The sequence below is a fragment of the Streptomyces sp. NPDC049970 genome (assembly GCF_040660235.1).
Lineage (GTDB): Bacteria > Actinomycetota > Actinomycetes > Streptomycetales > Streptomycetaceae > Streptomyces.
In genome coordinates this window covers 1-15,087 of the sequence record NZ_JBFALP010000032.1, presented here as the reverse complement: position 1 = coordinate 15,087, position 15,087 = coordinate 1, and the positions used below count along the sequence as shown (strand labels likewise).

Annotated in this window: 7 protein-coding genes; 1 reads left to right on the top strand and 6 read right to left on the bottom strand. The window is 67.2% G+C overall.

The genetic code is table 11. The features are described 5' to 3' along the window. Window positions 1-100 precede the first annotated feature (100 nt). Entirely contained in the window at window positions 101-424 is a 324-nt protein-coding gene (cutA, locus tag AB0I83_RS30650; RefSeq protein WP_363306964.1) for a divalent-cation tolerance protein CutA, read from the top strand. Window positions 425-505: 81 nt separating this feature from the next. Here cutA and AB0I83_RS30645 read toward each other — a convergent pair whose 3' ends face one another. The 6 genes from AB0I83_RS30645 to AB0I83_RS30620 form a co-directional block, all read right to left on the bottom strand. Continuing rightward, a complete protein-coding gene (locus AB0I83_RS30645; RefSeq protein ID WP_363306963.1) occupies window positions 506-3,238 on the bottom strand; it encodes a TerD family protein in 2,733 nt (910 codons plus the stop codon). Beyond that, complete coding sequence (locus AB0I83_RS30640) at window positions 3,228-5,291, bottom strand: DEAD/DEAH box helicase family protein (RefSeq protein ID WP_363306962.1); 2,064 nt, start codon at window positions 5,289-5,291, stop codon at window positions 3,228-3,230. Before AB0I83_RS30640 ends, AB0I83_RS30645 begins: the two co-directional genes overlap by 11 nt. Window positions 5,292-5,314: 23 nt before the next feature. Continuing rightward, window positions 5,315-5,734: a hypothetical protein gene (locus tag AB0I83_RS30635; RefSeq protein WP_363306961.1), complete on the bottom strand. Its 420-nt coding sequence runs from the start codon at window positions 5,732-5,734 to the stop codon at window positions 5,315-5,317. Between the two features lie 267 nt (window positions 5,735-6,001). Next, on the bottom strand, window positions 6,002-7,186 hold the full coding sequence (locus AB0I83_RS30630) for a hypothetical protein (protein WP_363306960.1): 1,185 nt from the start codon (window positions 7,184-7,186) through the stop codon (window positions 6,002-6,004). Further along, entirely contained in the window at window positions 7,183-12,426 is a 5,244-nt protein-coding gene (locus tag AB0I83_RS30625) for an AAA family ATPase (protein WP_363306959.1), read from the bottom strand. Before AB0I83_RS30625 ends, AB0I83_RS30630 begins: the two co-directional genes overlap by 4 nt. 505 nt (window positions 12,427-12,931) lie before the next feature. Further along, window positions 12,932-13,426, bottom strand: coding sequence for a hypothetical protein (locus tag AB0I83_RS30620; protein ID WP_363306958.1), 495 nt, complete (start codon window positions 13,424-13,426; stop codon window positions 12,932-12,934). Window positions 13,427-15,087: the final 1,661 nt, after the last annotated feature.

Here is a 15,087-nt window from a genome sequence, read left to right as displayed (position 1 = left end):
GCCGGCGTCGCCAGACGCCCTTTCCAGGCGAGCGGCGGTGTGGGCGTGGTTCACGGTGTTCGGGAGGGGCGCTTGTGTCCGGCTGGTTAGGCTCCCCGGCATGACTGACTACGTGCAGGTGTCCACGGCCACGGTGACGAAAGATCAGGCGGTAGCGCTTGCAGGGCCGGCGGTCCAGCAGCGGCTTGCCGCTGGTGCTCAGATCATCGGGCCGGTCACGAGCGTGTTCTGGCACCTGGGGGAGTACGGCACCGGTGAAGAGTGGCAACTCCTCCTCAAGACAACGGTGCACCGGTATCCAGAGCTGGAGTCCTACCTCTTGGAGCACCATCCCTGGGACAACCCGGAAGTGTGCGCCGTGCCGATCACTGCAGGCGCCGACCGATGCTTGAAGTGGATCAGTGACTCCGTGGAAGGGGCCTAGCTGGCAGCGCGCTCCAGGAGGTCCCGGACCGGGCCAATATTGTGCGAACTTGAGCCCTCTGGGCGTCTTCCTCCGTCCGGCTCAGGCTTCGATGTTGATGCCGTAGTCGATGGCCAGTCCGGCCAGTCCGGTGTCGTAGCCCTGGCCGACCGCACGTGCTTTCCACCCGCCCGCGCGGCGGTAGAGCTCTACCGCGACAGCAACGGTCTCCCGTCCGCTGAAGACGTCCGGAGTGAAGGACAGCCGGGTGCCAGATGGCTGGGTGATTTCCGCTTCCCATCTGGCGTCCTGGCCGAAGACTGCGCCGGGTTGGGCCTCGGGATCGATGCTGACGATGACCGCGATGCTGCTGACAGTTTCGGGAATGAGGATCAGGTCAGCGGTGACGGCGTCCCCGCTGACGCGGACTCCGTCCTGGCTTGGGTGGTTGAAGAAGACCAGATCGTCATCGCTGCGCACTCTGCCGCTGCTGGCCAGCAGGACCGCAGACACATCCACGGGCGCACCATTAGCGATGATGCGCACCGCCGTGGCCCCAGGCTCAACAGACGCATTCGCCCCCTTCACCAGCACGTCCCGCGCACCGCTATGCCCGTCGCCGGTTGGTGCGCTACCAGCACCAGTGGGGGAGGAGACTGTGGCAGGAGGCAGGCTGGTGCAGGTGAGCGCAGCGAGGATGCGTTGGAGAACAGGCCAGCCTTCCTCTTCCTCACCAGGCCATGGCCAGACCAGACGCTGCGTCCCGAACTGCTTGGCTGTCGGCGGCTGCCCGAGGGCCTCCTGCAACTGCACGTAGCGCAGACTCTCCGTCGCCAGCCGGTCAATCTGCCACTGCCGCCGGGTCTCCTCCGGGTCGTTCACCCAGGTGTCGCGGGTGACAGCCTTGCCGCCCAGCTCCTGGTACACCCGGCGCGCAAAGTCGTACCCGTCACCGGGCAGCAGACGAGTCGGCCGCTCCTGCTCAGCAGGGGCCGGTTCACCGATCGCCGTGTACAGCGCTCCCAGATCGCCGCCGGTCCAGTGGTTGGCCGCCGTGGTGGCGAACCGGGAGAACTGGATCAGTGTGGGCGCTCGCCCCTTCTCAGCGACGAAGCGGTGAAGCTGATGGGCGACGCTCTCCAGCTCGGAACGCCACCGGTGCTGCAGGTAAGCCTCGAGGTGCTGCTCGGCCCAGGCACGCCGGTACCGGGTGATGAGGTCCCGTACCCGCTCGAAGCCCTCCCGGCCCGTGCCGTGGCCCATGCCGGACGTGAACGTCAACTGCCCGAACGGTGTCTCGACCTCGTGGGTCGCACGGTCGGCGATCTCCTCCTGCGGTCCCAGCATCTGCTCCGCAGCACGCAGCTCGCGGAAGAAGACCGTGTCGACAGGACAGCCTGCCGCACGCAGGGCCGCCAGGGGCTTGCTGTGATAGCGGTCGACGCGGTCCAAGGTCGTGCGGGAGTAAGGCCCCTCGCACACGAACCAGGCGGTCAGGCCCACGCCATGCCAGAACTCGCCCGCAGGCCCCAGAGCATCAGCCATGGTCTGGTGCGGCCGCGGGTTGCTGACGATACTGCCCGGGTGGCGTTGGAGCGTCACCGTCTCCCACAGCTGCCCGACCTGTCCGAGCACGTCGGCGGGCAGACACCGCTGGTACAGCTGGGGGGTGAAGCCCTGCTCGTTAGGGGAGAGGTTCATGAGGTCCTGATCGACCAGGCCCCACAAGGACGGCATCCCCGGCGACTGGACGGCATGCGCCTGATCGAAGGCCGCCCACCAGCTGCGCAGGCCCGCAGTCCGTTCCTCGACAGGGGATATGGAGCTGCCCCCTCCGAGGAAAGCGGCCAGCATCGCTTGAACCTCGGACTCCGCGATGCCGGCCTCGGCAGCAACTCCGGCCGTCTGGGCAGAGGTGCCCACATACAGACGGGGCTCCGGCAGAGCAGTGATGATTTCCTCGTTCGGGTGAGGACGAGCCTGGAGATAGTCCAAAACAGCCAGCCAGTCGCCCCCGAAGTAGGCGGAGACCACCGGCTGCAGTTCTTTGGTGAGCACCCGGCGCGCCAGGGGCGTGCCCGCTTTGGCCTTCTTGGCGAAGCCGGCCATCAGCCCCTGGAGCCGCTGGATCCGGTGACGGGCGACGAGCTGCACAAGGTCGGCACCGGCAAGGGTATCCAGCAATTCCAATCGCGCCTGCTGCTGCCCACTACGGTCCAAGTTGTGCCAGCCGCCGCCGAAGCGGAAAGCATCCAGCGCACCATCCTTGATGCCCAGGAGCCGGTAGCGCTCCTCGATCAACGCCCAGAACTGCTGCTGTTGCGTGGGCGGGAAGATATCCCCCGCCGCCCGTAGCCGGACCGGCTGAAGCAGCGTCTCGAACAACGGGACCAGCAGCGCCCAGAGCAATATGGTGTCCGCACCGTCCACGGCAGTGAGGCGGGCGGTCTCATCGGCGGCCAGCGTCAGAGCGTGGGTGGGCCGTTCACGCAGCAGATACGGCAGGTCGACCGCCCCCGCCTTCACAGACAGCTTCGTCGGTAAATACCACGCGCCGCGCCGCTGCTGCTCCTGGACCCCGAAGACGCCGGCGCACAGGACTGCCTCCGCCTTGGTGAGGGCCGTTACCTTGGCTTTGTCCGGGGTGTGAAGCCCCCGGCCGAGGGTGATGGCGGCCACAGGCTGTCCGGCGAGAGCCACGGACAGCAGTCTGGCCGCCAGTGCGTCGACCTCGGCAAACCGTTGCTGCTGTCCGGCCGCCACCTCCAGGCCGAGGGCTTCCTCGGGGCCGGCCTGTACGGCCGACTGCCACCAGTACGTCTGGTCACTTGCCACCGGTCAGCCTCCGCATGTACTCGACGAACTGCTCGAACGGAACCGGAGCCGGATTGGACTGCGCATAGATGGTGTAGCGCTGCGCCAGCAGCTGCCTCTCCCGCTCATCGCGCCGCGCCTCCACCCGGTCCACCCCGTGGATCACGCGTTCCTCGACACGCCCACGCTCGTACAGCACGAACGCATCCATCCCGCCCAGGCCGCCACCCCCCGCCGGGCCGGCCCCGTACAGGCTGCCGTCATCGCCGTCCAGGACGCTGTCCAGCACGTCGGCGTCGATCAACGGGGCGTCGAGCAGAACAGCGGGGTCCATGTCGTTGTCCATACACAGCGCCTCCAGATGCTCTTCCAGGCCGAGTTCGGCGTGGCAGACCACGTCCAGGTACTGCTTGTCGGAGGCAATGCCGGGATGGCGCACAACACGGACGCCGCGGCCGACGAACTGGTAGAACTCGCCGAAGCTGCCATACGGCCGCAGGGGCACGACCACGGTGATGGGAGGGAAGTCGTAGCCCTGGCCGAGCATCCGCAGCTGCACAATGCCCTCGAGGTCACCCGCATCCGACTCGAACCGCCTGCGCGTCGCGGTGATCGCCGAGGCCGGCATGCTGTGGTGCAGCGTCGCGCAGGCGATGCCGTGCTCCTCGGCGATCCGCGCGATCTGCTCAGCGTGGGCCTGCCCCATCGCCGCGAACAGGACCCGGGGCTTGATGGGTGCCAGCAGTTTGGCCTGTACGTCCAGACACGCCCGCGTCACCGCCATCACCTGTCGGATCGGCGCCTCGGACTGCGCGGTGATACGTGCCAGCTTCCGCTCGTCACCCAGCAAGCTCAGCAGGGCGTCACGGCCCACGACCTTCTCGCGCACCCCGTCGGGCCACACCGCCTCGTACACCGTCGACGCTGTCTCGGGCGCGAACCGGTGCACCCGCAGGTTCTTCGCCGATCCGTCCGCCACGGAGTCCACCAGCCGGTAGCGGTAGACGACATCGGCGTCGATGGGCTTGCCGTCCAGGCGGGTGAAGCACGCCGACATCAGCAGCGTGCGTGCCCCGGGGAAGTGGGCGAACAGCCGCTGGTAGGAATCGCTGGCCGCGATGTGTGCCTCGTCCACCACGATGAAGTCGACGTCCTGCGGCTCCAGCTTGGCCAGCAGATCCCCGCTCTTTTCGCCCGTTCCCAGTGCATGGAAGTTCGTGACCACGATGTCCGCGTCCAGCAGCCGCCAGCGGCTGACCTGACTGATCTGCTCCTCGTCCGCGTCGAGCACCAGCGTGGCCGGTGGGCGGGTGCCGGGCAGTAGCGGACCGCCCGCCAGCCCGTACAGCACATTGCCGGGTGCCCCCGGGGCGAGAGCGGACGCGAAGGTGCCGCGGATCACCGAGCCCGGGGTCACCACCAGGGCCCGCTTTCTGGTGAACGACAGCGCCGCCGCCACACCGAGAGCCGTCTTTCCGGCCCCGACCGCCATGACCGTGGCTGCGTGCCGCCCACCGGAGGCGTAGTAGTTCGCCAGCGCGGCCAGCGCCTCGTCCTGGCAGGACCGCAAAGGCCCCCGGTTCACACGCCCCCGCACCTCGTCAAAGTACGCACCACCCGGCACCGGCCAGACCGGTGCCGCACCGCGAGGCGGGTCGGCGGACCGCATCGGATCCCCGGCCATATCAGGGATCTCGACATTCGGCACCGCAGTAACCAGCGGAGCCAGCAGCGGATCGAGGCGGAGCATCGCCTGTAGCTGGGCCACGCAGCGTGCCGTGTCCGTGCGCACCGCATCGTAGGAGAATCGCAGCACGGTCAGACCTGTGGCGGCCAGGTCGTTCTGCCGCAGCCGGTCGTAGGTGAACGCTGCCCGGTCGCTGTGAAAGGCGAACCCGTCCAACTCGATGGCCAGTTGTAGCGTCTCGCCCGCGATCAGGTAGTCCAGCCGGTACGTGCGCTCCTGCACGGTGACCGGGTACTGACTGTGCACTCGCTGCACGATGCCCGCATCCGCGGCAGGAGTGAGAACCCACCGCAAGAACGCCTCCTCCAGGTAGGAGTCGGCAGGCACAAGCGTCTCCAGCCCCACACTCATCACGCCCCGCCCGCAGCCGTGGCTTCGGCCGCCAGCGCACCGGCCTTCTCCGACAGCCGCCCCACTGCGTCCTCACCCTGTCCGAAGCGCGTCAGCCGCTTCGCCACAGCGAGCGCTTCGGTGAAAGCGCCCTCGCGCTCCAGCAGGCCGATCAGCCGGGGCACGGACGTCACCCGCACAAACGACACCGGATCTGTGTCGTCAAAGGACACCGCCTGCGGCGCAGCCTCCATCAGTTCCAAGTCCAGCAGGGCAAACACCTCAAGCAGCTCGAGCGCCGCAGGATACGAACCGCGCGTGCTCCACAGCCGCTCGACCGCATCCTGCAGCACGAAGTGGTAGTCCATCGCCGAGCCCGGAAGCTCCAACGCCTCCCACACCCGAGCCACTAGATCCTCGCCGCGCGCGTCGGAGGGCACATGCTGACTGGCTGGAGTCGCAGATGTTGAGCCCTGGGGCGTCGGCCACATCGGGCTGCCGTACGACTCATCCGGACGTACCCCCGCCCCCAGCAACTCCCCAGGGACGACACCAGGACTCCCGCCGAAAGCCATGCCCGGAATCGACGCCAGACGTTCAAACCACGACTTCACGTGCCCCCACCGCTCCTACGAGCCGAGCAAGCCTGCCCGACGTACCCGCGCCCGCCCCTGGCTGCGGACCTCATTGTCGCAGGCTGCGCTCCGCTACACCGTCGTTCCGGGCAGGAGAGAACGCTGCCCCCCTGGCGTATAGGAAGCGTGCAGGCCGACGTGGCAGCGAGTAGCGCCGATTGTGTCGTGGAGACGGGTGAACAGGTCGGGGCGGATCAGTAGATCCGCCCCCTCCACTGCGGGCAGCAGAGGCAGGTAGTGGCCGTCGTGGACGAGGTGGCCCCGCCATTGACGGCCGATCAACGCCTCCCCTTGCCCGTCGCTGAGACTGAAACCGCAGATCCCTTCCGTGGGTTCGAGGCCGAGAACAGCGATGACACTGACAGCCGGTGCGAGTACATAGTGAGGTAGGCCCAGGCCCGGACGGAGGGGTGCGTCGACCAGCGTGGTGGCGCTGGCGTCCGTCAGCGCCACGAGGGGCTGATCTGCGGTGCTGAGGTGTCTGGCTGCCGTAACCGAGTCTGCGAGATGAGGTGCCAGGTGCAGCAGCGGGAGCGTCCACAGTTGCCAGGAGGCCTGGGCGACAGGCAACGAACCGGCCGGAACATTATGGCCGCCGGCTTCCAGCCCGACGAAGATCTGTACCTGGCGGGCGGGTTCTTCCGGATACCGGCGTGCGGGGGTGAGCTGGCTTTCGGCGAACCCGAGCTGTACCCACCCCTCGTAAGGGCCACTGCTCACCCGGGGAAGTGCCATGACTCCGTCCGGCAGCTGCCGTTGGCCCGCAACTGAATCGAGTCCCGCAGGCGGCCAGACACCGTGTTCGCTACGGCTTTCTTTGAACCAGGGAGCAGGGTCAAGCGACCACTCAAGGACCTTCGGACGGGTGAGAGGCCGCGGCACGCGTGCCAGCTCTGCGCGCAGCGCTGCCCGGGGATCGTCGCCCAGTCGTGCGGCAGCGTTACGTTCGAAGACTTGCGCCTTGCCGCCCAAGTGTCCTGCTTGAGCGAATGCGGCGCGTAGCCCTGCCGCGGCTTGCTGGAGTGAGTCTTCGGCGGTGCTTTCGTCGGCAAGGTAGGCGTCGGGTTCCTGAGTTCTGCTCGGATGAGCCAACGAGTCCAGCTGCTGGCTCATCAGCACTTCGACGTGCAGGGGGAGCGCCTTGGTCACCAGGTCGATGACAGTCCCGCGCAGCCCCACAGGGCCGCGTGCGGCGGCGAGGCGGGACTTCAGATAGTGGTCGACGATCTCGGTCGCGACCGCCCGCGAGTCCTTCATGGTCTTCCCTCGGTGCGGGAAGTGGCGGCGGCTATTGCGCGCGCGAGTGTCGGATGGGCCTGCGTTGCAGGGGGCGAGGGAGGCTCATGCCCGGCGCGCGTAAGGATCTCGGCGGCCCCCGCCCGAACGGACAGCATGCCACTGCTGCACAGCACGACGAGCTGTTCGTGGAGTGCCGCATCCAGAGGGCCTGGTGGCAGATGGTCACGCAGGACGGACAGGAGCCAGGTCAGAGGCCCGGCGCCAAGGGAAAAGGACAATACGTGCGCGAGTGCGGTCTGGGCCTGGCTCGGGCGGCTTGCCAGCAGCACGGTCGCCGCGATCAGGGCGCGGCGTTTGTCGCCGCGTTCGGGCAGAGCAAGGGTGGCCAGGGCAAGAGTGCACAATGCGGTGTCGATGTCGTGCTGTGTGGCAAGAGCCGGGCTCGGCCGGTAGGCGCCGTCACCGAGGCGGGCGTCGCCAGGCAGGCGGTGGGTGATGACTTCATACGCCGCGTCCCAGCAGGCGAGCGCATCGGTGCCCGGTGCCCGGTCAAGCGGGGCCTGCGCGGTGAACGCGGAGACCAAGGCTTGGCTGACGCCGATCGTTCGGCTGTACGAGCCGTCAGCAACGGCGCGTGCCACCTGGTCCGCGAGAAGGCCGGATGCGACGGTGGCGTCCGCCGTGTGCGCGTTCTGCCACAGATCGAGCCGGTCTTTGCCAGCGAAGGAGCGCCAGCCTCCTCTTCGCATTGTGGTGAAGGCGAGCATGCCGGCCGTCGCGGCGAGCGGGCCGAAGGTGTCGGTGGCTGTCTCTTGGCGCAGACGGAGCCCGGTGGCGATGTCGGCCAGAAGCTCACGCGGCTTGGTCGAGCTCATCTCCTCGGCAAGCCGATGCAGCAGTTGGCTGGCCGCCTCGGTGCCGTGTCGATCGGCGACCTCCAAGAGTCTCCACCCGACCGCATTGGCGAGAGCGTCTGCCGACCACCGGGGGCCCGGGGGAGCTTTGTATGGCTTGTCGTTGTAGTCGCGGACTGCCGTCAGCGCACCGGCAGCACCTCCTGGAAGAGTGGGGCGCTGTTGCGCGTGCAGGTAGGCATCTGTGGCGTAGCTTCCGTTGGGCCCGTACCAGCTGCGGGAGGTCTTGGCGGTGGCGTGTTTCGGCGACCACAGCGGACCGCCTTCACCACCGCATTGCAGTGCTGCTGCAGACAGCGCAGTGCTCGCTGCGTCCCCAGTGCTGCGGGAGGCGTAGACCAGAGTCTGGTCGTCATAGGTAGAAGTGATCGCGTTGGCCAACACCGGCAGCAGACGCCGTGTCCGTGCCGCATCGTCGTCGGGCAGGCTCGCGAGCCTGCCTAGAAGAGCGATATCGGCGTCGAGACTCCGGCCCGCGGGGCCGGAAGCGATCCGCAGCGCGGCCAGGACGACGGGGTCGGCCGTGTCGCCTTGCGTGGCGAGAAGCTGATGACGGGCATCTTCCACCCGGGCGTCGGGCAGCCCCGGCTCGGACAGCAGTACGCGTGCTCCCAGGCGTGCGGCGGCCTGAGGATCCAGGCGGGCGAGGAACTGCCACCATTCATGAGGAAGTCCGCTCGTACCCCGACCGTCGGTGCAGTGAGCGACGAGATACACGAGAGGCTGCGTGCGCGCCAGCCGTTCACGGGCTTGGGCAGGCCCGGTCTGAAGGAGCTCGGGCAGCGGATCCAGGAGTTCCTCGACCGTGGCGTCCTTGTGGCCGCCGTATGAACCCATGAACCGGGCGGCGCGGTCCCAGCATGCCTGCGCGGCCAGCGGATCGCCGCAGGCGAGACTCACGCGGGCCATCTCGAGCTCGAAGTCCGCGTCCTCCGCGTACAACGCCCGGCGATCCGCTTGAGCTGCGCGCACGGTGTCTATGAGCTCGTGCACGACTCCGGCTCCAGCCTGGCCGACGCTCTCGGCGAGCAGGGACACCAGCTCCGTCGTGATGAGAGGCCCGCTCCCAGCCATGCCCATAAGCGACGTGGTGGTGCCGTGACTGATGGCCTGCAGGTACGTGATACCCAGCGCCACGTCCTTGCCCTGGAGCACGACCACGGCATCGTGCAAAACCTGCCGCACGAGGTGGTGGATGGCGCCTAGGTCGCTGGCCTTTGGCTGGCCCGTGAACGGCTGATTGTGCTGGGCCAGCTGCTCGAGTGCCACACGGGCGGTCAAAGAAGCCGTCTCCGCCGGGATTCTGCCCGCGCCCACATCGTGGCGCAGGCCCACAGTCGCCACGGCGAACCGCAGCCACGCCTGGTAGAAGCCGACGCCTTCGACGAGCGGGAGCAGGCGGGCGGCAGCCTGCGGATCGGAGACATGGGCAACGGCAAGCAGCGACAACCACCTGTTCACCGGTGCTGGCAGCCCGCTGGCACGCTCGGTCAGCACCTCCCGCGTGGCCTCCTCAAGGACCCCGGTGATGCCGCTGGAGAAGACGTCCTGCACCAGGTCCGCCACCGTCACGCCGTGACGGAGCAGATGCCGCAGATCGCACGGCCCGCTCGCCCAGGCCGCTGCGGCCAGCGTGCGGGCCGAAGGCAGCTCTCCTGAAACGCTGGCACGGGCGTCGGCGAGACACAACAGAACAGCCACACGCCGGTCGGGACGTTCAATGAGCTCCACGCTCGCCATCAGCGCCTCGTGCCCCAGGCACTCCAGCAGCACACCCACGGCACGCTCAACAGCCCGCAAGTTCTCTTGGTCAACGAACTGCGCCACCTGCTGCGCGACTGAACGCGGCGGGGCATCGCTGTCGGTGCTCCGGCGCGGCTGCCGGATCTGCCCGCGCAGCTCCGCGAGGAACACCGCGTCGTCGCTGTCAGAGCCGTAGCGGACGTTATCGTCACGTTCCTTGTCCCAAGCTGCCAGGTATGCCTCCCACGGTGCAGCCAAGCCGGCTCGATCGACAGCCGCACACAACTGAAGTCCCCAACGCGCCACCATAGTGGGCTCGCCCTCGTACATCAGGCTCGCTGCCACCCTGTCGGCGCCGCACAGCGCCACCAGGACATCGGTGTACGGCACGAGGGAACCCGGAAGGCCCTCTTCCTCATAGGTCGCCCGGGCCCGGCTGAGTTCGATGCAGCGCACCAGGGTGGACCAGTCGCTTCGGGCCGCCGCTCGCTGCGCGGCGACGGTCAGGGTGTGGGTGATGGCCTGCGGGGGCTGCAGGCCGGCGATCGCGCGGGAGAGGAAATCGGGCCCGATGTGCGAGGCCAGCTCTTCGTCCTGCCCCAAGGCGGACAGAAGTTCAGGCAGGTGCCGGAACGCCCGCGGGTCCGTGAAGAACCCGCGCCCGGTGAGCCACGCGGCAGCCTGTTTCCGGACAAGGCCGACCCAGCCCTGGTTGCTGTCGATCTTCCGGATGAAGCGGCTGAAACTCTCATGGTGGATCTTCAGTCCGCCAATGCCCGGCTGCTGCGCGACAATCGGCGCCACGCTCGTCAACGCAGCGCCGAGCATCATCCCGGGCAGCGGGAAGATCTCCCCCAGCTCCTGTGCGGTTACGGCGAAGTCGCAGATGGCGAGCATGCTGACGGCCTGCCGCTGCTCGTTGGTGAGGCCTCTCAGAAGGTAGTCGTAGTAGTCGTCGAGGTCGTGCGCCGAGGACGGAACCGCGCGCAATCGCTCTAGAGGATCCCCAGCGACGTCCCGCGCTGGCAGCGATACCACAACGGGCGCCGGTCCAACCGACTGCCGGCACAGATACGTTGCATAAAGGGCATTTCCGCGTGAGCGCTCCTCGATCAGGCAGACAGCGGCCTGTGCAAGTTCAGCAGGTGGCTGCTCCGAGGCGGAAGCTGCCAGGGCCGACAAGACACCCAGCCTGTCTGCCAGAGCAAGCAGCTCTTCACGATCGAGAGGCGGGACGGTCAGGTGTTCCGCGCGGTTATCGAGGGCCTGGAGATGAGGGCCGGGCTGACTGGCCAGAACGAGCACGACACCGGGAGGGAAGCTGAGAGCAGCGAGTTCCTCCACCAAAGACGCGGCAGGATCCAACTGCTGCTGAAACGCGCTGCCGGTGACTTTCCCGACGACCCGGCTGACATGGTCGAGTCCGTCCACGATCAACGCGATCGGCTGATCCGGAACCAGACTACGCACGGCGGTGACCGCAGCCGTGAGCGTCTCGGACGTGGCCGCGTAGCGGGGCCTGATCTGAGCCACCGCCTCTGGGACAGCCGTCTCCAACTGTTTCAGCAGGCTGCCGATCACCACTTCAGTCAGCACACGCTGCTCACGACGATCGTCATCGCTTCCGAGCCAACAGTGATGCCTCGCAGCGACCCAGTTGTCCCGAAGTGCATCACCGAGCTGCTCGCACAACCAGGACTTGCCGATGCCAGGACTACCGGTGATCACGACGACACCACCCGAATGGGCCGCGTTCTCCACGGCGGCCACCATGTCCGAAAGAACCGTTGGGCGGGTCACCTCCGCAGCACGGTCCACGGCATGCCCCTCCTGTGCCGCCCCGAAGTCGACCTTCAATCCCAGCCGGGGAAACAAGCCCTCGAGGGCCACCGTTCCTCCTCTGGCGCGAGCCTCTTTAGCCGCGTCAATGAGGGCCAGGGCTACGTCTTCGGATGCACGATGTCGGTTGGGTGGACGCCCAGCGCCGAGTTCCTCGCTGACACGATGCAGCAACGCCGCCTCGGCCGGTCCTGGCTCGCGGACGTTGAGCGAGCACGCAGGTACCCCGGTGTCGACTATCAGGGAGGCACAGGCACTGCCGAGCAGGTCGTCATTCACATCGGCGAGCATCGATCGCCACGGCTCGTGTTCCCGCAGCGCAGTGGCGCTGAACCGAAAGCGCCTGCTGCCGAGCCCCGGCAGTGCCGGCCCCGGGTCGCTACTCGCGCTGAAGGGCAGCAGCACCTGGGAGAGATCAGTGTCATCCGGCTCCGTGTCGCGTACCACGAGGCGGTGCGAGGTACCGGGGTCCGCTTGCAGGTCCTGGTTGACGGAAGAGAACAGGAGATCCAGTTGCAGGCTGCGCTTGTCCTTGGTGAAACTCTTCAACGACAACGCGCGATCGTGAGTCGTGTGCTTGATCTGCAGCCGCTCGCGACTGCCGTCGGCCCACTCGCAGGTGATGTCGTCGAACCGATCCCCAGCGAACATCTTCGTGTCGACAAGCACCGACCTCGCGCGTCCCACCGCCAAGTCCACCAGGCGCAGCGCGGTGAGCAGATCCTGGTAGGCATAGCCGAGGTGTGTCGGGCGCAGGTCCACGCTTACCTCCGGCATACCCTGGCTTCACCGGGATGTCTGCCCCGGGCATGAGTCTGAGTGAACCCTAACCTCAGCAGCCCCATTACTGCCGGGCACACGGCCCTTAGCACCGCGACCAGGCACCGTAAGTGCGCCGTCGTCTCCACGCGTCTGCCAACCCGGACAGGCCCAAGTGCGCTTCGAGCTCATAGTGCTGGCCCTTTTGGCCGGACCCTGAAACGGCTGGCTGTACACCTGCCTGCAACCAACATGCCCAGCCAAGCACGCAGTGGCGATAGCAGGCCGTGGCACACGCCGGCACCTCGACCGGCGGCTTCAGGCGTTGCCCCACGGACCCGGAGCCTGCTAATCGAAGGTAATGCAGTGTTGCCCGTGTCTTGGATTCGAAGGCATAGGGTGCCGCATTCTTACCCTTTTGCGCATCGCAAGGCAGAAGCCGCCTGCTTAAGGCATTTTTGACGGTGATCCTTTCCCGGCCGTGCAGCCGGATGCCATGAATCGGTTGTCAGGCAGCAGCGGAGAGCCTGGTGACCCTATGGGCCCCGAAGGTGGTGTCGAAAGCCAGGGAGCGGGAGAGGGGGACGAGGTAGTACGGGGAGCCGGAACCAGCGCTTGAGTAGGGGCCGTGCTGGCCGGCTGTCAGGACGTCATGGGGTGTGAGTACGTCGAGGTTGTCGAAGACGTAGTAGACCGGGAGCAGCGTCCAGGCCACGAGCTGGAGGTGGGCTGTGACCGCCGCTCCTTCCACGACGTGTCGGCTGGTGGCGCGGCTGGTCATCCGGCTCTTGCAGTCGATCAGCGCGATCTGCTGTCCCTTGGCAATGATGAGGTCTGGGGTCCAGCGCAGCGCGCTGTCGGTTCCTCGAAGTGCGGATCGAACGGGATCGGTCAGTACGCCCTGGCCCCACGCGTTGACGTTCCATCCGCGCCAGGTGAGTTCTTGGGCGACCCGCAGTTCGTGCGCGTCGCTTACGGCCTTCCTGTGCTGAAAGCTCGGCATAGGGGGAGTGTGGCGCACTGACGCCGGTCCGAAACGAACGAGAACCGTAGAGCGGCGAGGTTCCGCCAGCCCTCCACGGCGGTTGTTGCCGGTCGTCGTTGTCCGTCGTTGTTCACCATGGTTCAGGGGTGTCCCGCCTTGCCTGATCCAGGCCCCGTCAGACTTGTCCGGATCTCACCCCTGCCTCAGACCGCCAACACCGCCCCTGGTGTGCTCGCTTGGCCATGAGCCGGTCCAGAGCCGCGCCGTCATCCGGCCCACGCCATCAGCCATCCGCCGCAGCTCCATCGTGAACATGCGGGTCCGGCCGGCATCCAGGCCGCCAACCCCGGCAGCACACGGCACAGACGCACACCCAGGCCAGACAGCTGCCAGCCCACAACGTGCTGCTGTCAGTGCGCGATGGAAGGATGACCCGGCTGGCTTTCGTGCGATGCCCGCGTCAGCCGGGAGACGTACCGTGGGGGGTAGATTTTGACGAATCAGGAATCCGAGCTGTGTCGGCACTGTGGTGAGCCGATCACCAGTTTCGACGGCCGCTGTCCCACGGACGCCACGGATACGGTGGATGGGGATCTGTCGGATGCAGCGCCTACAGTTTCACCCTGCGCGGTGAATGGGACACCCGCCTGACAAAGGCCGAGAAGGCGAGTCCCCGGACCAGGGCCCAGCTTGCCGGCAGGGAAGAGTTTCCCGCCTGGCCTGGACTGCAGCAACAGCGTTGGGAAGCTGCGCGGAAGGAACGAGAGGCTGCCGCGCTGGCCGCCACCCGCTTCTCACCGAAGCTGTCGAAGGCGGTCCAAGCCGCCGAGGCGGTAGCGGCCGACCCCGGAAGCCACACCTTCCGCACTCTCGAGCGCCGACGCCAAGCAGTGATCCTGGCCATGGAGGAACAAGCCCGTCGCGCCCCGGCACGGAAAGGACACGCGGAACTGGGCAGCATCACGGCCGACGGCTCATGCAACTGACCAGAGACGTGCTCCGCTCCCTGCGCGCGGCAGAAGACCTTCTGCCGCCGGCAGAGGCACTCAAAGCAGCGGCAAGCCGTTACACCGCCCGCATCGACCAGATCGCTACGGCTCCTTGCCGCGGCAGGCAGACGGCGCACCTACCGAGCGAAACACGCTGAAGGCCGCACGCCAACGGGTAGCACGTCACAAGACTCCCTGACCAACAAGCGCCGACGTCGAGCGAGCGTAGCTCGCTCGACGTGCTCGGCAGGCAACGAGAGCCTGCCGGCCAGGCGCGGTTACCCGCGCCACCACAGACGAGCCATTTCCAACGACCGGTAAGAGAGAGACACCAAATCAAATCACTGCCCAAAAACCAAGATGACATCACCAGCGCTGACAGGCGCACACACAACCCCACCCCCGACCGACAGGGAAGAGGCAAACACCACACCAACCCACTGTCATGCCGCCAGGCATGACACCCCAACAAAACACTAATCCACCAAACCCTTTGCCCCGCCAGGGGCAAACCCCCACCCACCAACCCACCGTCAGGCCGCCAGGCCTGACACCCCACCACCCATCGGCCGTCAGGCCGAACACCACTCACTGTCATGCCGTCAGGCATGACACACCAACACCTTCCGGCCATCAGGCCGGAGTTGGGCCGCCAGGCCCAACTTAAGAGCCGACAGGCTCTCCGCCCGC

What these genes read in the sequence shown, in the direction of transcription:
- AB0I83_RS30620 (WP_363306958.1), bottom strand. Translation starts at nt 13,426, where the DNA reads ATGCCGAGCTTTCAGCACAGGAAGGCCGTAAGCGACGCGCACGAACTG.
- AB0I83_RS30630 (WP_363306960.1), bottom strand. Translation starts at nt 7,186, where the DNA reads ATGAAGGACTCGCGGGCGGTCGCGACCGAGATCGTCGACCACTATCTG.
- cutA (WP_363306964.1), top strand. Translation starts at nt 101, where the DNA reads ATGACTGACTACGTGCAGGTGTCCACGGCCACGGTGACGAAAGATCAG.